Origin of the sequence: Anaeromassilibacillus sp. An200 (genome assembly GCF_002160025.1) — a bacterium.
Lineage (GTDB): Bacteria > Bacillota > Clostridia > Oscillospirales > Acutalibacteraceae > Caccousia > Caccousia stercoris.
Genome location: NZ_NFJU01000001.1, coordinates 93316 through 109891 on the forward strand (window position 1 = coordinate 93316; position 16576 = coordinate 109891).

A 16576-nucleotide genomic window follows, 5' to 3' on the forward strand; every position below is an offset into this window, starting at 1 on the left:
GATAAAATCTGAGGTTCAGAGTTTTACAACCTCACCATCCACCGTACCAGGCAGACCGGCAGCATTGGCCTCGTCGGTATCGATGTGAACAGCAAGACCAGCCGTGCGGCTGACACGGGCCACAACATCACCGAACACAAGAGCACGCTCCCCATACTCAAGCTTGATTCCGATGGTTTCTCCATCTGTTACACCATACTCCACAGCCTGCTCAGGCGTAAAATGCGCATGACGCTTCGCAACGATTACGCCTTTGTCAACTGTGATTTCACCCTTGGGGCCAACCAGTTTACAACCCGGCGTTCCTTCCAGGCACCCGGACATCCGAATCGGTGCATCAATGCCCAACGTACGCGCATCTGTTTTGGCAAGTTCAATCTGTGTTTCAGGACGAACCGGCCCAAGAATGGACAGCTTCAAAGAGGATTTCGGGCCCACCACTTCTACCTTTTCCGCACAGGCAAACTGCCCAGGCTGAGAGAGGTCCTTTTTGGGAGTGAGCTGATAATCTTTTCCAAACAGGGTATCCAGATGCTCCTGTGTCAAATGAATATGACGTGCTGAGGTTTCCACCATGATTTTCAAAATACCCACATCTCCTATCTGCAAAGTTACGGAAACAACTTGTCTTTTTTCTTATTTTACTCCGGAACAGAAAAAATTTCAACCCTTCTCGACTCAAACGCCAAAATCAGCTATAATGAAAAGGAGACGGCGGATATACCTCATACAGAAAACCGCCCTTGTCAGGAAGGAGATTGTACCAAATGTATCAAACATGGGAAGAACTGGAGCGAGACTGTCTGCTCTGTGAAAAATGTCCGCTTCGGGAAGGCCGGACACAGGTGGTATTCGGTGTCGGAAACCGTAATGCCAAGGTATTGTTCATTGGAGAAGGACCAGGAGAACAGGAAGATTTGCAAGGAAAACCTTTTGTGGGCAGAAGCGGCCAATATCTTGATAAGATGCTGGCTTCTGTGGGCCTGACTCGTGAGAAGGATTTGTATATCGGGAATATCGTCAAGTGCCGTCCGCCTCACAACCGTGATCCGCTGCCAGAAGAGCAGGATGCCTGTATTGACTGGCTCAGGGCACAAACCGCTCTGATCAAACCGAAAATCATTGTTTGTCTGGGTCGAATTGCCGCTATGAAAATTATTCGTTCCGATTTTAAAATCACCAAGGAGCACGGAATATTTTATGAGAAAAACGGTGTGCTCATGATGGCAACCCTCCACCCCGCCGCACTCCTACGAAATCCTGCCGCCAAACCCGGAGCTCTGGAGGATTTTGTTCGATTGAGAGAAAAAATGGAAGAACTTGGATTAGTAGCACCTGAAACTTTTCCCGACGAGCCCTGTCCGTGACATAGAACAAAAACGCCCGCTGGATTTATTCAATTTGCTTCCTTGATTTCTCCTGTTTTTTTGGTATAGTATGGGATAATAGCTATGATAAGAAAGAGTAAGTTTGGAACGCTTTTCAGAGAATCCTGCCGTCTTTGACGTGCTGTGAGCGGGTGAAGCAGACTTGGCTGAACATGGTCTTTGAGCTGCGCTCCGAGCCTTTATAGGTTAGGCTGCGCCGGGTACGCCCGTTACCGCGATAGAGTTTCGATAGATCATTTCCTATCCGAACTTGATAAGGCTTGCTGTCGTGAGAAGCAAGTGAAGCAGGGTGGTAACACGTGAGTTCTGCGCTCTCGTCCCTCACACTATTATTTTGTGGGGGTGAGAGCGCTTTTTCTTTTGCAGAAACAACATCCGTGTGACAACCAAATGAAATGAGGGATAACAATGAAAAATATTGTGATTGGCGGTGCATGGCCTTACGCAAATGGTTCTCTTCATATCGGGCATATTGCTTCTCTTCTTCCCGGCGATGTACTGGCACGTTATTACCGAGCAAAAGGAGATCATGTGTTCTATGTCTCCGGCAGTGACTGCCACGGAACACCCATTTCCATCCGGGCCAAGCAGGAAGGGGTCAGCCCGGCAGAAATCAGTGAGCACTATCAAAAAGAGTTTGTCCCTTCCACCAAGTCTTGTAGAGCGGCACAAACCCCTTCTGATCTTTCTGTCCTGTTCTCCCGCATTGTTTGAAAAAGTTCAAAATCCGAAAAAATTTCTGCGAATAAAAAAAGAGCACGGCGATCCCTTTAAGATCTCCGTGCTTTCCTGTCTTATCGAGTCTTATTTTTTCGCCTGAAAAGGGGATTCAAAAACATCAATAAATTTCTGAGCAAGCACATCGTACTCGTAATTCTCCAAAATAAACCGATGTCCCTTTTCCCCCATCTCCTGGAGCTTTTCCTGCGGCAGGGCGGCAAGCTGCTCCGCCGCTTTCGCAATCGCAGCGCTGTCCTCCGGTGGGATAGATACGCCGCAGCCCGCTTCTGCCACCATATCATTTCCGGCATCGATCGCAAAGATGACAGGCTTTCCCGCCATCATATAATCCATCAGCTTGTTTGGACTGACGCCGAAACGAAACAGCGGCTGGCGCTGAAGACCGACATAGAGCGCATCAAACTGGCTCAGCAGCTCCGGCACCTCATCGCGCTTGACGGCGGGAAGGAACTCCACATTTTCTTCCACATGCAGCTCCTGCACCTTTTTCATGAGACGATCCCGCTCAGGCCCCTGGCCCACCGCGATAAGCTTGATCTTCTTTCCGCGCAGCAGCTCGCCCGCTTCCACAAAGCTATCCAGCGCATTGGCAATGCCATGCGCTCCGGTATAGCCGATTAAAAACCAACCGTCCGCGCGGTATGCCCCCAGCTTTTCGCTGTAAACAGCGGGCTCATGGAATGGTACATCCCAGTCTGCCTTGACAATTCCATTCGGGATGCATACAAACTTTTCCGGGGCCATGCCATGCTCGATAAAATGTTCCTTTGAACATGGGAGCAGGGAAACAATGTAATCGCTGTATTGGCAGCAATCATTTTCCGCCTTCTGCATCACCCGGATATACGGATGCGACGGACTCATTCCTCCCAGCTCAATCGGACTGAGAGGCCAGAGATCATGCACTTCATAAATCAGCATGGAACCATGCTTTTTTGCCAGCTTATGAGCCGGATAAATATCAAGCGGATAGGTGGAGGAGGCAATCACAACATCCGGTCTGCCTGTTGCGGTAATCTGCGAGGAATGCGTGTACAGGCCATTGAGGAAAGAAAGCATGTTGCGGATGCGCCCCATGCCGTTTCCTTCATAGGAATTGCCATAGATCCAAAAATAACGGATTCCGTCGACATCCTCCTCCAGAAACTTTTTTCCGTCCAAAGAAGGGTTCTTTGTGCGCAGATGGGAAAAAGAGCTGGCTGCAATCGTCACCTGATGCCCCATTTCCACCCAGCGCTTGGCCATGAAATACGGACGGAATTCCATACCGTGCTTTGCGCCTCCGGCGTAGTGGTTAATCAAAAGAATATTCATTGTAACACTCCCCTGATTTCTTCATGAAGGAGAATCATCCTGCTTGGGAACAAAGGATGCGGGCTATTTGTTCCGATGCGTGCCCATCTCCAAACGGTTTGCTGTCACGCGCTGCGGAATCTGGCACCGTATGAAGCGCCTTGTCCAAAATATCCTCCGTTGTCAGCGAGGACAAAATGTTCCAATTCCCGTGAAGCGTTTCCACCCACTCTGTTTCTGTGCGCAGCGTCACACAGGGAACCTCCATAAAATAGGCTTCCTTCTGCAATCCGCCGGAATCTGTGAGAACCTGGCAGGCTGCGCTGGTCAAAAGCAGCATTTCCAGATATCCCACCGGATCGATCAGCTGGATATTCCTGAACCCTTCCTGTGCGATCGCTTTCTCAGCAAGCGCGCGTGTGCGGGGATGAATTGGAATGACAACACGCTGCGGAAGCTGCTCAAACGCACGGAAAATTCTTGTCACAGCCTCCAGGCCCCCATCTGTCGTCTCCGCACGGTGCAGCGTCGCCAGACGATACTGCTTGGGCGTAAGGCCAAGCTGATCGTAAATTTTCATCTTTTCCGGATTCTCTCTGGCAACAGACAGGAAATGCAGGACAGAATCCAGCATGACATCTCCCGTCATGGTTACCCCGCGCACAAGCCCCTCTTTGCCGAGGTTTTCCACTGCCGTCTGTGTCGGGCAGAGCAGCCAGGTGGAGATGTGATCCGTCAGCACACGGTTCTGTTCCTCCGGCATCCGCATATTGTACGAACGCAGGCCTGCTTCCACATGCGCCACAGGAATGTGCAGCTTGCTCGCTGCTAACGCTCCGGCAAGGGTGGAGTTTGTGTCGCCGTATACCATCAAGATATCCGGCTTTTCCTTTTCGATGACTTCTTCAATGCGGATCAGCATCTCGCCCGTTTGTTTTCCGTGGGAGCCGGAACCAACGCCAAGATTGTAAACAGGCTTCGGAATTCCAAGTTCTTCAAAGAAAACATCCGACATGTTTTTGTCATAGTGCTGTCCGGTGTGAACAATGACCTCATCACACAACGGCTTCAGCGCGGCGCTGACGACAGACGCTTTGACAAACTGAGGACGTGCGCCCACAATAGTGAGAATTTTCACGCGCGTTCTCCCCTCTCAGCCAATCTTGACATCGCTGGAATCCATGTCCAGCGTGGAGAAGGACAGACCGTCAAATTTGACAGGCAAGCCGGTTTTTTGGCTCTTATAGGCCGCAAGGATGATCTTCATGCCCTTCATGCCTTCCTCACCGCTAACCAGAGGCTTGCGGCCTGTGCGGACAGCGTCAATATAATCGGCATACAGCGCATTGTGACCGCTGCCGTACACGTCCTTGGGATCTGTGCCTGCCAGCTTCTCCACCTCCGCGTCCTGTGCAGCAGGTTCGGCAAAATTCCATGTCTGCACACGGTTAACCGCCAGTCCGCCGATCACCGCTGTGCCAGTCTCGCCCGAAATGGAGAGTGTCTCTTCCAAATTCTTCGGGTAAATGCAGGCGGTACCCTCTACAATGCCGATCGCGCCATTCTTAAAACGGATCAGGATGGAACCGAAGTCCTCGGCTTCAATGTCGCGCAGATAATTGCCAGTCATCGCCATAATGGTATCCGGCTCACCACCCAGACTCCATTGCAGCAAATCAATGTCATGGATGCACTGGTTCATCAGTGTGCCGCCATCCTGTGCCCAGGTGCCGCGCCACGGGGCCTGCTGATAATAAGGCATAGTGCGGTTCCAGAGGATGCGGGCCGTTCCATTGACAAGCTTGCCAAAGCGGCCATCCTCCAAAGCACGATGAAGCTGCTGGATCGGAGCGTTAAAACGATTCTGATGGCAAACGCCAACGGTAACACCCTTTTTCTCCGCCCCAGCAAGAATCTTTTCCGCATCGGCAGTGGAGAGAGCCATCGGTTTTTCGATCAGAACATGCTTGCCGTGAGCAATACAATTCAGAGCAATCTCCGCATGATAGCCACTCTCTGTAGCAATGGCGCAGCAGTCAACCGACAGTTCCTCAAGGGCCTTGCGGTAATCGGCATACACACGCGGACGATATCCCGCGGCAGCCTGCATATCATCCGCCTTTTTCTCTGCCAACTCCACCACAGGGTCACAAACAGCCACCAACTCACAGGAATCCTGGTTCGCGGCAGCCGCCGCGATGTGATTCTTGGAAATCCGGCCGCAGCCGATCAGCATAAAACAAAGCTTTTCCATCTTTCAATTCCGCCTTTCCGCCTGTTCTGGTACGCCAACAGGCACGCAAATGTAAAATTCAACAGAAAACGGGCGGAACTTCCCCATGGGAGAGGTCCCGCCTGTTGTTTTTTACAGCAGTTCGATGTTCGAACGATCCTGAACATTCTTCATCGCATTGCGCGTATCGAAGATTTCCTTTGCCAGCTTTTGGATGCGGTCATAGTCAAAGCACTCATGTGCGGTACAGATCACCACGATATCGGCCTCGCGGATCATATCATCCGTCAGCTCCTTGGCACCGGTATGCACCTTACCCTTGTGTTTGTACTCCGGGATATAGGGATCGTAATACGTGGTTTCCGCTCCCTGCTCCAACAAATGATCGATCACATTGAGCGCAGGGCTCTCCCGATAGTCATCAATATCATTTTTGTAGGCCACGCCGAGAACCAGTACCTTCGCACCGTTCATGGCGGTCTTGTTCTTATTAAGCACCTTCATTACGCGGTCGACCACATACTCAGGCATCCCTGTATTGATTTCACCAGAGGTCTCAATCAAACGGGTATGATAATCATACTCGCGGGCCTTCCAGGTCAGATAGAAGGGATCCAGCGGGATGCAGTGTCCACCGAGACCCGGGCCGGGATAGAATGCCTGGAAGCCGTACGGCTTCGTTTTGGCGGCTTCAATCACTTCCCACACATTGATCCCCATACGGTTGCAGATGATAGCCATTTCATTGGCAAGACCAATGTTGATGTTGCGGTAGGTATTCTCCAAAAGCTTTTCCATCTCCGCGACGGCAGGTGAAGAAACCTCATACACACCGCCCTCCAGAACATTGCGATACAGAGCCGCTGCAATCTCTGTGCAGTCCTTTGTGATACCACCGACGACCTTTGGGGTATTCTTCGTCTTATACTGCTTATTGCCGGGATCGACACGCTCAGGCGAGAAAGCAAGATAAAAGTCCTTACCGCAGACAAGACCGCTCTTTTCAAGGATCGGCTTGAGCAGTTCCTCAGTTGTGCCCGGATAGGTTGTGGACTCAAGAACGACCAGCATACCGGGATGGACATGCTCAGCGACGCTCTCCGTGGAGCCCTTCACATAACTGATGTCGGGCTGCTGGTACTTGTCAAGAGGTGTCGGCACGCAGATGGCCACTGCGTCAACATCCCGGATAAAATCGAAATCGGAGGTAGCACGCAGGAAACCTGTTTCCACCATATTCTTAAGCTTATCGCCTACAATATCGCCGATATAATTATGGCCGGCGTTCACTAATTCCACCTTTTTGGCCTGCACATCGAAACCGATCGTTTTATACCCGGCTTCCGCCATCTCAACAGCGAGCGGCAGTCCCACATATCCCAGACCTACAATACCAACCACAGCGGACTTGTCCGCGATTTTCCGAAGCAGCTCCTGTTTCACATTCGACATAGCATGATTCCCTCATTTTCTTTCATAGATTCAGTATCGTCGCTTATCCTTCGATTATGCCTCAAGTAGAGCATCGCAGACCTGATCGATCTCCTCGTCTGTGATGTAGCCATGCATTGGAAGACTCAAAACACAGTCAATCAGATGCTCGCATACGGGCAGATCGCCGCGCTTATAGCCGAGAGGCGCATACACCTTTTGCAGATGCAGGGGGCATGGATAATAAATCATAGTCGGAATTCCCTTTTCCTTCAATGCCGCCTGCAGGTGCTCCCGATGCTGTGCATCCTTGGTTAGAATGGTATAGTAGCCAAAACCGGAGGAAAAGCCCTCAGGAACCCACGGGGTCACAAAGCGGCCGGCCAGCCGCTGTGCATAGCGCGCAGCCGCACGGCGGCGATGCTCATTCTCCTCATCGAAAGCATGCAGCTTCGGCAGCAGGATTGCGGCCTGAAGGGTGTCCAGACGGGCATTGAGCCCAACACGGACATTTTCATATTTGAAAGAACCCTTGCCATGAACCCGGAGCGATTGCAGGATATTTGCCATTTCCTCATCATCTGTAAAGACAGCGCCGCCATCGCCGTAGCATCCCAAAGCCTTCGCCGGGAAAAAGCTGGTGGCAGAAACATCTCCGAACGAGCACGCCTTCTCTTCTCCGATCGCACCGCCAAAGCCCTGTGCCGCATCTTCCATCAGGAAAAGCCCTTCCTTTTTGCAGATAGCGGAAAGAGCCGGAAAATCTGCGGGCAGACCAAACAGGTCGACCGCGATGACTCCCTTGGGCGTCAGTTTCCCTTCCGCCTTCACTTTGTCAAGCTGCTCGCGCAGAGACACGGGAGACATATTGAAGGTACGGGGAGCGGAATCAACGAAAACAGGCGTCGCGCCGCAAAGGCTCACGACCTCTGCCGTTGCATAAAAGGTAAACGCCGGAACAAATACAGCGTCACCAGGACCAATGCCCATCGCCATAAGCGGCATGCGCAGCGCATCGGTTCCGTTGCTGGTGCTGATACAATATTTTCTTCCCGTGTATGCACACAGCTCCTTCTCCAGCTCTTCCACCTGCGGGCCGGAGATGAAATGCGTGCTTTCGAGAACCGCCGCAATTCCTGCGTCAATCTCTTTTTTCAGGTGTTGGTACTGTGCTGCCAGATCATTAAACTGCATATGTCACGCCTTCTCCTTTTCCACAAGGCCATCCGGGCCCTGCTCATATCTGCGCCCACATTTCGGGCAGACCAGCTCCTGTGTCAGACTTTCTCCGCATTCGCACGCCCAGCCCCGCTGGCGTGCCGGATTCCCCATCATGATTGCATGATCCGGGACATCCTTTGTCACAACGCTGCCCGCCGCAATAAAAGCATGCCGTCCGATTCTGTGACCGCATACGATCGTTGCGTTGGCTCCAATGCTCGCACCCTCTCCCACCGGTGTAGGCTTGTAGAACTCATGCCCCGCCTGCGGATACTTGCAGCGCGGACGCTGCACATTGGTGAATACCATGGAGGGTCCGCAGAACACATAATCACCGAGCTGCACGCCGTCATAAACACTTACATTGTTCTGGATTTTACAGTGACTGCCGATCGTCACACCGGGAGCCACAAAGACGTTCTGCCCCAGATTACAGCCTTCCCCAATCGACGCACCGGCGCTGATGTGAGAAAAGTGCCAGATTTTCGTTCCCGCCCCGATGCTCGCACCATCGTCGACACAAGCACTCGGATGGACAAAATAGCTTTTCTGCTCTTCCACTTCCGGGTCAAATCCTTTCGGAATGGTTTTTCCTTTCCGCTTATTCGCGGAAAAGATCTGGAATCATATACCGATATATTATACCCCGACGGGGAACTCTAGTCAATAATTCCGCGCGAAATCGGACGGAGACACAAAAAAATATGAAAAAAATGACTTGGATAAGAGAAATTGAAGATCGTCTGAACACAGTGGCTCTAAAACAATCATGATTCCGCTTGTTGACATTGCTGCCCCCGCGCGGTATCATGAAACGAAGAGAACTGTAAAAATCGATAAAGAATCGAGGAATAGAAATGAGCCAGTTTATCAAAAGAGAAAATTTTATTCCGTATAATCTGCCCGATATTACACAGGCCGAAATCGATGAGGTTGTCGACACGCTGCGCTCTGGCTGGATTGCCAAGGGACCCAGAACGCTTAAATTTGAGAAGGAGTTTGCCGAATATCTTGGAGCCAAGCATGCGATCGCTGTGAATTCCTGCACCGCCGCCCTGCATGTCTCCCTGCTCACGCAGAACATTGGACCCGGTGATGAAGTAATTACCACACCCATGACGTTTGCCTCAACGGCAAGCACCATCCTGCACTGCGGCGCAAAGCCTGTCTTTGCCGATATTGACTACCGCACCGGCTGCATCGACCCGGAGGAGATCGCGAAAAAGATTACTCCCCACACAAAGGCTATCGTACCTGTGCATTACAGCGGCCAGGTCTGTGATCTGGACCGTATTTATGAGCTGGCGGACGAGCACAACCTCTATGTATCGGAGGATGCCGCTCACGCGCTGTGGAGCCGCTACAAAGGCCGTCTGATCGGCAACAAGCTGCGCGGCGCCGCCTCCTATAGCTTCTATGCCACGAAGAATCTGGCCACCGGCGACGGTGGTATGCTCGTCACCGATCGCGACGATATCGCGGAGCGCGCCCGCATCCTCGTGGGCCAGGGGATGAGCCACAACGCCTGGAACCGCTACGCCAAGGGCGGTAGCTGGAAATATGATATTGTGGAACCTGGCTACAAATATAATATGTTCGATATTCAAGCTGCTCTTGGTCTTGTACAGCTTTCTCGTATGGAAGAAATGCAGACCCGCCGTTTGGCGATTGCCGCCCGTTATCAGGAAGAATTCGGAAAAATTGACGCTGTCGAGCCGCCATTTGTTCCGGAGTTCACCACGCATTGCTGGCATCTCTATGTCCTCCGTATCGTTCCGGAGCTTCTCACCATTGACCGCGACCAGTTTATTGTTGAGCTCAATGAACGCAATGTTGGCACAAGCGTGCACTTCATTCCGACGCACACTATGACAGCATATCAAAAGTTGGGCTGGAAGGAAGGCGACTTCCCGATGGCGGAGAAGCATTTTAACCGCATTATTTCCCTGCCGCTGTACCCGACCATGACCGATGAGCAGGTGCAGTATGTGATCGATGCTGTTCGTGATATTGTGGAGAAGTATCACAAGTAAATTTTCAAAAAGAGGGAGAAAGCAGACAAAGCCACTGCTTTCTCCCTCTTTTTTATTCTTTTGAAAAGGATTTTTACTTTATAAAGCTTTTTCCCTTGTCACATATAAATTCCCTTGCTCCGGCATAGAAAAATAAAATTACCACAACCAGACCGAAAAGGTAATGAGCTTTACAGGATGCTTTATCCTATATTCCTCACAAATCGCATCATGATTCCTTCAAATGCTCCACTGTTTCCTGATTTGGCGTCACATAAAGCGTATTGTTATTCACATAAATCACCATACCGGGCTTTGCTCCGTTTGGCTTGCTCACATGCCGCACCTGTGTATAATCTACCGGCACCTGCGACGAATCACGCCCCCGGCTGTGCCAGGCAGCAAGGCAAGCCGCTTCCCGGATTGCCGTTTCAGTTGGCTCCCTGCCTTCGGTGACAAGAATGGTATGGGATCCAGGGATATTCTTGGTGTGAAACCATACATCGTTGTTATTCGCCTGTTTCATCGTGAGTTTATCGTTTTGGCGGTTATTTCTGCCTACCAGAATGGTAAAACCATCTGAGGAGCAGAATTTCCAGGGAGCCGCCGACGCGGAAGCCTTTTGCTTTTTCCCACGAGGAACACGAACATAACCCTGTCCCATCAGCTCCTCCCGGATCTCACTGAGATCGCGCTCTGTCTCCGCGTGGCTGAGCTCTTCAAGGACAGAGTCCAGATATAAAAGCTCCTCCTCCGCCTGAGAGATCTGCTCTGTCAGTTTTTCTTCTGCTGTGCGCGCTTTGCGGTATTCTTTAAAATATTTCTGTGCGTTTTGGTTCGGTGTGAGAAGTGGATCCAATGTAATACGAACAAGCGGCATCCCTTCTTCGTAGAAATTTTCAAGTTCAGCGGTACCCTGTCCCTTTTCCAGCCGATACAGGTTAGCACTGATGAGTTCGCCGTACAGACGCAGCTCCTCCCGCTTGGCACACTGTTCCAACTCCGCCTTCTGCTTGTTGATTTTATTGGTCAAGCGCTCTGAGGTATTGGCCAAAAGACGCAGGAGATCCTGTGACCGAACGCGCATCCGATCCATGCGGTCCCGCTCATCATAAAACGCATCCAGAAGTTCAGAGCAGCTTTCATATCGCCGAACCACAGCTGCAATACCGTACTGCTCAATGGGAAAATAGGTAAAATCCAGCGGTTTTCCATCCGGTTTCACTGCCATATGCGGCGTACCAGACGCATCCCGAATAGTGGTAAACAAGCGGTCCAGGAAAAACGAAAGACGCAGCCCATGTTCTTCCCCCATCTGTCCAATTCGAAGTTCCGCACCGCGTCCCGTGTGGTACGCAATTTCGCGAGCCACAATGGGAGAAACGCCTTGCAGAGAATTGAGAATCGCTTTGTCGAGAGACATGCCTTCCGCCGAGGAACGGATCCGTGCGATCGCCTCCTCCGCCGGCATCTCCAGCGCGCAGAGTTTATCCTGCGGCGGAGGAAGTTCGTAGGAAAGGCCGGGAAGCACAAGCCGCTCCGAGGTCATTTCCGCGTCCACCCGTTTGAGCGCGTCAATGATTTTCCCTTTCTCGTCCACAAACACAATATTACTGTAGCGTCCCATAATCTCCGCGTAAAGAGACAGCGTAATCCGATCGCCCAGTTCGTTCACAGCATCAAACACAAGACGCAGAACACGTTCCAGCCCCGGCTGCTCAACCGCCGTAAGACGCGCGCCCTGCAAACGTTTGCGCATGAGCATACACAGCATCGGCGGCTGCGGCGGATTCTCCGGCACAAACCGTGTAAAGTGGATGCGTGCGCTGTTGGCGCGAGCAGAAATCAAAAGCTTGAAATGATCGGTATAGGTACGCAGGAGAAGAACCATCTCCTCCTTGTTTGGCTGATAGATTTTTTCGACCCTGGCCTCCAGGGCGTTTTCCTCCAGTTCTCTGCGGATATGACGCAGAAACGCTCCGTCAAGAGCCATGGGAAATCCCTCCGTTTCATCAATCAGGAATCCAGCCTACCCCAATATGCCCGCGTTTCATTCGGGACGCAAAGAATTTCATTCTGTGCATATCGTTCAAACAATCGTTCCAAGGCGGCAAGATACGCCTCAAATTCCACATCCTCCGGGCCAAGACTATAGGATGAAGAAAGGCAGCGCTGGATAAATTTTTTCTTTGTATAATACAGGTTATGAGGCAGACAAATACATGTGGGGAGGTCACCAAAAAAGACCTCCATGGCCGTCTGCTTGTTCTCCCCGTCCCCAGCACTGAATCCATGAAATGCAGGACAAAAGCGCTGGAAAATCTCTTTGTTTTGCTCTGCGAATTCAGTCTCCTCCACACGGTGATTCCACACTAGCACCGCCATACCATTTGGACGCAGAATGCGCAAGCATTCCTGACGGAAAGCTTTGGGAGAAAACCAGTGAAAAGCCTGAGCCGCCGTCACAAAGGAGACGCTTTGAGAATCCAGCCCTGTTTTCTCCGCAGTTCCTTTCACAGAAAAGAAATGCAGAATATCTCTCAGCTCCTCCTCCGCTTTGCGGCGCATCTCTTCGTTCGGTTCCACTGCCCAAACGGTGCAATCAAGCTCTTCCAGCAGAAAGCGGGAAAAAATTCCGGTGCCCGCACCAACATCTGCTACCAGCGAGCCTTTTATCCCCAAATCTGCCAGATATGCGGCCAGTTCTGGGGGATAACCGGGACGAGCGGCTTGATAGGAGTCTGCTTTTCCAGAAAATTTTGAGATGTTGTCCATTCCACGCCCCTTATACATAGCATGACGGCGATTGCGAGGCTTCTGCCAACTGGAAATGCACCTGTGAAAACTGCTGGGACAACTGCAGGCGCAGAGGTTCCAGTACCACTGCTTCCGTATGGAAATGCCCCGCGACTACAAGCGTAAGACCGGATTCCACCGCCGCCAGAAGTTCATGGTGCTTGGCTTCCCCGGTCACAAAGGCCTGAACGCCGCTTGTTTGAGGATCCGGCATGCAGAAGGCTCCCGCGCCGCTGCACAATCCAACGGTGCGCACAGGCGCGCTTCCTTTTGTAAACTCCACCCGCTCACAGCCAAGAGCATTCTTGACATGGAGAGCAAATTCCCGCGGCTCCATCGCGGCAGGCAGCTCACCGTATAAAGCTTCCGGCAGACCCGAAGGCAAATCGATGCTGAGCGGCCGTACATTGGCAAGTCCAAGATGTGCCGCCAAGCAGGTATTGACGCCGCCGGGCGCCAGATCCAGATTGGTATGCGCACAGATCGCCGCGATCGCGTGACGGGCCAGCAGCCACGGAGCGGAATCCGGCGTCAAACGTTTTAGGGGATCGAAAATCACAGGATGGTGGCTGACAATCAGCTGTGCACCGCAGGATGCCGCCTCACGCACAACATCCGGCGTAATGTCCAGCGCAAGGAGAACCGTTTGTACCTCTTCCTCTCCATTTCCGGCCAAAAGACCTGCGTTATCAAAGCTCATCGCGGTGGAAAACGGCGCCCATCCATCCAGGAATTCATAGATATTTTTTACTTTTGTCATGTTGCTGCACTTCCTTCCCCGGCTTCCTGTTCCATAAAGCTGCAAATCATCTCCAAGGCTTCAGCCTGCGTGAGTGCTCCGGTATGGCGCATCCCATTTGCCTTTTTTCTTAAAGAAGAGGCGCGACCCGCCAGATAGGCTTTTCCCTCCTGTGTGGAACCGTTCACCAATCCCCGCTGCAAAAAGGATGGATCCTTCCCGCAGCGGGCAGCCTGTTCCGGATCGTACCAGACCAGCATCACGCTATATACATGCCCATCTTCCTGCACCGCATCCTCCCGGAACACACCGAATCCTTTCTCCAAGAGGAAAGCCCGCAAATCTTCCGCGGAGCTCATGGGCTGAAGAATCAAATGCTTCTGCGGATCGCGCAGCCAAGCGGCGCGATCCACCAAGCGGGCGATCAGCTCCCCACCCATTCCTGCAATCACAATATCATCCGCTTCCTGAGCGGACACCAGATCCAACCCATCCGAGAGACGGGCTGTTACCTGTTCTTCCACACTGTACCGCTCAATATTTTGACGTGCGCTTTGCAGAGGACCTTCCCGCACATCCGCCGCGACAGCAGAGCGGATGACCCCGGTTTTCGCCAGCCAAACCGGAAGATAGCCGTGATCGGTCCCAATATCGGCCAGCCGGCAGCCGGGACGCACCATCGCGGCGCAAAGCCCCAAACGGCTTCCGAGCTGAAATAAGGTTTTCTCTCTCAAATCGTTTCCTCCCGGGCAATGATAAGCGGGAAAGAGCCGTCCGGCAGCGCTGCCGGACGGCTCTTTCCCGCTTCGGCATCTGTTTCAGACACCGCTTTTCCCATCCGCGCTTCTTATTTCTTTGCGAGATGGTCGTTCAGCTTTTGCAGCAATTCATCTACACTGACGCCATGCACCATGCAGGCCTGCTCCAGCGTTTCCCCGCGGGAAGCCGGACACCCCAGGCAGTGCATCCCCATCTCCAGGAAATAAGGAGCTGTTGTGGAGTCCAGTGTAAGGATATCGCCGATCAGTGTATCTTTCGTAATGGCAGCCATTGACAGAAACCTCCAAATCGCCGCTCTCCAACAGGAGCGGATACTTTTTTACAATTATAATACCCAAACCGTTTTTTTGCAATACCGGACAAACAGAAAAACATCCTGAGATTCCTTGAGCTTATCCACCCGGATATTTTCCTCACTCTCCTTGCAAAAACTGTCTGACCATGGTATAATAATCGATAACAAGCCGCATGCGGACGCTTCTCAAAAGTACATACAGCCGGTCGGCTGAAGAGTGTGTGCATAAAAAGTCCGCCGCAGGCATGATATAATCAATGCAAACACGGAGAAGAAGGAAGTACCTTTCCCCTACTGCCGGACAGAGAAGCGCGCCTTGGCTGGAAGCGCGCTGCGGCGAAGGAAAGAGAAGTTCCCTTTGGAGTGGTGCGGGGGAAGGGGAATCGCCCTGTGTAGTCCGCGACGGGTTGCCTCGTTACCGGCAGCAAAGGCGTATGTCTCTCAAGATGACGTGCGTAAATCAGGGTGGTACCGCGGAGAAGTATCTTCGCCCCTTTGGGGCGGAGATTTTTTTATTTTGGCGCGCCTGTTCCCTGGCAGACCGCCGCAGAAATTTGGAAAGGATTGATTCCATGAAGCAGGAGCTTGAAGCCATCCGCCAACGCGCTATTTCGGAGCTGGAGGCGGCAAAGGGACAGCAGGAACTGGAAACGCTGCGCGTAAAGTATCTGGGAAAAAAGGGCGAGGTCACCGCAATCCTGAAAAAAATGGGAAGCCTGTCCGCTGAGGAGCGTCCCGTGATCGGACAGCTCGCCAATGAGGTGCGCACCATGATCGAGGATGAGATCACAAAGCGCGCGGCAGAGCTCAAAGAGGCCATTCTTCAGGAGCGGCTGAAAAATGAAGCGTTGGACGTCACGCTTCCGGGACGGCAGCGTCCTTTGGGAGCCAGCCATCCGCTGAGCATCGTGCTGGACGAGATCAAAGAGATCTTTGTTGGCATGGGCTTTGACATCGTGGACGGCCCCGAGGTGGAAACGGATTACTACAACTTCGAGGCTCTGAACATTCCGAAGAACCATCCTGCCCGCGATACGCAGGACACCTTCTATATTAATGAAAACATTCTTCTGAGAACCCAGACCTCCCCGGTTCAGGTCCGCGTCATGGAAAAGCAGAAGCCGCCGATCCGTATCATCTCCCCCGGCCGTGTATATCGCTCTGACGCTGTGGACGCAACGCACTCCCCTCTGTTCCATCAGATCGAGGGCCTTGTGGTGGCGGAGGGAATCACCTTTGCCGATCTGAAGGGAACGCTGGAAACATTCGTCAAGCGTCTGTACGGCGAGGACAGCGTTGTGCGGTTCCGTCCCCATCATTTCCCCTTCACGGAGCCCAGCGCAGAGGTCGATGTACAGTGCTTCAACTGTCATGGCGAGGGCTGCCGTCTCTGCAAGGGAGAAGGCTGGATCGAAATCCTTGGCTGCGGCATGGTTCACCCGAAGGTATTGCAAAACTGCGGCATTGATCCGGAAAAGTACAGCGGATTCGCTCTCGGCATGGGACTTGAGCGCGTGGTAATGCGCCGTTATAACATCGACGATCTGCGTCTCTTCTATGAGAACGACGTCCGCTTCCTCAAACAGTTTTAAGCAAAACGGGAAAGCTGGACATAACTGAGTATTGAGATGAAAGCGTGGTATTGAA

Annotated in this window: 16 protein-coding genes and 1 other annotated feature; of the genes, 4 read left to right on the plus strand and 12 right to left on the minus strand. The window is 52.2% G+C overall.

What is annotated here, in order from left to right; genetic code table 11:
• Positions 1-15 precede the first annotated feature (15 nt).
• The gene (gene pduL / locus B5F35_RS00470) at positions 16-576 is read right to left on the minus strand and encodes a phosphate propanoyltransferase (RefSeq protein WP_442856405.1); all 561 of its coding nucleotides are present in this window, start codon (positions 574-576) and stop codon (positions 16-18) included.
• A gap of 191 nt (positions 577-767) precedes the next feature.
• On the opposite strand from pduL, the gene B5F35_RS00475 reads away from it, so the two are divergent.
• Both B5F35_RS00475 and B5F35_RS00480 read left to right on the plus strand, forming a co-directional pair.
• Positions 768-1367: a uracil-DNA glycosylase gene (locus B5F35_RS00475; protein ID WP_087236987.1), complete on the plus strand. Its 600-nt coding sequence runs from the start codon at positions 768-770 to the stop codon at positions 1365-1367.
• A 429-nt stretch (positions 1368-1796) separates the two neighbouring features.
• Positions 1797-2102 carry a class I tRNA ligase family protein gene (locus B5F35_RS00480; protein ID WP_275532243.1) on the plus strand — a complete coding sequence of 102 codons (306 nt, stop codon included), beginning with the start codon at positions 1797-1799 and terminating at the stop codon, positions 2100-2102.
• Positions 2103-2192: 90 nt separating this feature from the next.
• Here B5F35_RS00480 and B5F35_RS00485 read toward each other — a convergent pair whose 3' ends face one another.
• The 6 genes from B5F35_RS00485 to B5F35_RS00510 all read right to left on the minus strand — a co-directional run bounded on the left by B5F35_RS00485 (position 2193) and on the right by B5F35_RS00510 (position 8868).
• The gene (locus tag B5F35_RS00485; RefSeq protein WP_087236989.1) at positions 2193-3443 is read right to left on the minus strand and encodes a glycosyltransferase family 4 protein; all 1251 of its coding nucleotides are present in this window, start codon (positions 3441-3443) and stop codon (positions 2193-2195) included.
• Between the two features lie 34 nt (positions 3444-3477).
• A complete protein-coding gene (wecB, locus tag B5F35_RS00490; RefSeq protein ID WP_087236991.1) occupies positions 3478-4560 on the minus strand; it encodes a non-hydrolyzing UDP-N-acetylglucosamine 2-epimerase in 1083 nt (360 codons plus the stop codon).
• 15 nt (positions 4561-4575) lie between these two features.
• Complete coding sequence (locus tag B5F35_RS00495; protein ID WP_087236993.1) at positions 4576-5676, minus strand: Gfo/Idh/MocA family protein; 1101 nt, start codon at positions 5674-5676, stop codon at positions 4576-4578.
• 111 nt (positions 5677-5787) lie between these two features.
• Positions 5788-7107: a nucleotide sugar dehydrogenase gene (locus B5F35_RS00500; protein ID WP_087236995.1), complete on the minus strand. Its 1320-nt coding sequence runs from the start codon at positions 7105-7107 to the stop codon at positions 5788-5790.
• Between the two features lie 54 nt (positions 7108-7161).
• Positions 7162-8280, minus strand: coding sequence for a DegT/DnrJ/EryC1/StrS family aminotransferase (locus tag B5F35_RS00505; protein ID WP_087236997.1), 1119 nt, complete (start codon positions 8278-8280; stop codon positions 7162-7164).
• Between the two features lie 3 nt (positions 8281-8283).
• A complete protein-coding gene (locus B5F35_RS00510) occupies positions 8284-8868 on the minus strand; it encodes an acyltransferase (protein WP_087236999.1) in 585 nt (194 codons plus the stop codon).
• A gap of 296 nt (positions 8869-9164) precedes the next feature.
• Here B5F35_RS00510 and B5F35_RS00515 point away from each other — a divergent pair, with 296 nt between their 5' ends.
• Entirely contained in the window at positions 9165-10340 is a 1176-nt protein-coding gene (locus tag B5F35_RS00515) for a DegT/DnrJ/EryC1/StrS family aminotransferase (RefSeq protein WP_087237001.1), read from the plus strand.
• A 208-nt stretch (positions 10341-10548) separates the two neighbouring features.
• Here B5F35_RS00515 and B5F35_RS00520 read toward each other — a convergent pair whose 3' ends face one another.
• From B5F35_RS00520 to B5F35_RS00540, 5 genes are all read right to left on the minus strand, one after another.
• Positions 10549-12312, minus strand: a complete 1764-nt coding sequence (locus B5F35_RS00520; RefSeq protein WP_087237002.1) for an Rqc2 family fibronectin-binding protein — start codon at positions 12310-12312, stop codon at positions 10549-10551.
• Positions 12313-12335: 23 nt separating this feature from the next.
• Positions 12336-13094, minus strand: a complete 759-nt coding sequence (locus B5F35_RS00525; RefSeq protein WP_162611277.1) for a class I SAM-dependent methyltransferase — start codon at positions 13092-13094, stop codon at positions 12336-12338.
• 10 nt (positions 13095-13104) lie between these two features.
• The gene (locus tag B5F35_RS00530; RefSeq protein WP_087237006.1) at positions 13105-13875 is read right to left on the minus strand and encodes a Nif3-like dinuclear metal center hexameric protein; all 771 of its coding nucleotides are present in this window, start codon (positions 13873-13875) and stop codon (positions 13105-13107) included.
• On the minus strand, positions 13872-14588 hold the full coding sequence (locus B5F35_RS00535; protein WP_087237008.1) for a class I SAM-dependent methyltransferase: 717 nt from the start codon (positions 14586-14588) through the stop codon (positions 13872-13874). Before B5F35_RS00535 ends, B5F35_RS00530 begins: the two co-directional genes overlap by 4 nt.
• A 113-nt stretch (positions 14589-14701) precedes the next feature.
• Positions 14702-14905, minus strand: coding sequence for a DUF1858 domain-containing protein (locus tag B5F35_RS00540; RefSeq protein ID WP_087237010.1), 204 nt, complete (start codon positions 14903-14905; stop codon positions 14702-14704).
• A 283-nt stretch (positions 14906-15188) separates the two neighbouring features.
• Positions 15189-15427: a binding site (T-box leader), on the plus strand.
• A gap of 74 nt (positions 15428-15501) precedes the next feature.
• Here B5F35_RS00540 and pheS point away from each other — a divergent pair.
• On the plus strand, positions 15502-16521 hold the full coding sequence (gene pheS / locus B5F35_RS00545; RefSeq protein WP_087237242.1) for a phenylalanine--tRNA ligase subunit alpha: 1020 nt from the start codon (positions 15502-15504) through the stop codon (positions 16519-16521).
• The last annotated feature ends 55 nt before the right edge of the window (positions 16522-16576 follow it).

What these genes read in the sequence shown, in the direction of transcription:
- pduL (WP_442856405.1), bottom strand. Translation starts at nt 576, where the DNA reads ATGGTGGAAACCTCAGCACGTCATATTCATTTGACACAGGAGCATCTG.
- B5F35_RS00475 (WP_087236987.1), top strand. Translation starts at nt 768, where the DNA reads ATGTATCAAACATGGGAAGAACTGGAGCGAGACTGTCTGCTCTGTGAA.
- B5F35_RS00480 (WP_275532243.1), top strand. Translation starts at nt 1,797, where the DNA reads ATGAAAAATATTGTGATTGGCGGTGCATGGCCTTACGCAAATGGTTCT.
- B5F35_RS00485 (WP_087236989.1), bottom strand. Translation starts at nt 3,443, where the DNA reads ATGAATATTCTTTTGATTAACCACTACGCCGGAGGCGCAAAGCACGGT.
- B5F35_RS00495 (WP_087236993.1), bottom strand. Translation starts at nt 5,676, where the DNA reads ATGGAAAAGCTTTGTTTTATGCTGATCGGCTGCGGCCGGATTTCCAAG.
- B5F35_RS00500 (WP_087236995.1), bottom strand. Translation starts at nt 7,107, where the DNA reads ATGTCGAATGTGAAACAGGAGCTGCTTCGGAAAATCGCGGACAAGTCC.
- B5F35_RS00505 (WP_087236997.1), bottom strand. Translation starts at nt 8,280, where the DNA reads ATGCAGTTTAATGATCTGGCAGCACAGTACCAACACCTGAAAAAAGAG.
- B5F35_RS00515 (WP_087237001.1), top strand. Translation starts at nt 9,165, where the DNA reads ATGAGCCAGTTTATCAAAAGAGAAAATTTTATTCCGTATAATCTGCCC.
- B5F35_RS00520 (WP_087237002.1), bottom strand. Translation starts at nt 12,312, where the DNA reads ATGGCTCTTGACGGAGCGTTTCTGCGTCATATCCGCAGAGAACTGGAG.
- B5F35_RS00525 (WP_162611277.1), bottom strand. Translation starts at nt 13,094, where the DNA reads ATGGACAACATCTCAAAATTTTCTGGAAAAGCAGACTCCTATCAAGCC.
- B5F35_RS00530 (WP_087237006.1), bottom strand. Translation starts at nt 13,875, where the DNA reads ATGACAAAAGTAAAAAATATCTATGAATTCCTGGATGGATGGGCGCCG.
- B5F35_RS00540 (WP_087237010.1), bottom strand. Translation starts at nt 14,905, where the DNA reads ATGGCTGCCATTACGAAAGATACACTGATCGGCGATATCCTTACACTG.
- pheS (WP_087237242.1), top strand. Translation starts at nt 15,502, where the DNA reads ATGAAGCAGGAGCTTGAAGCCATCCGCCAACGCGCTATTTCGGAGCTG.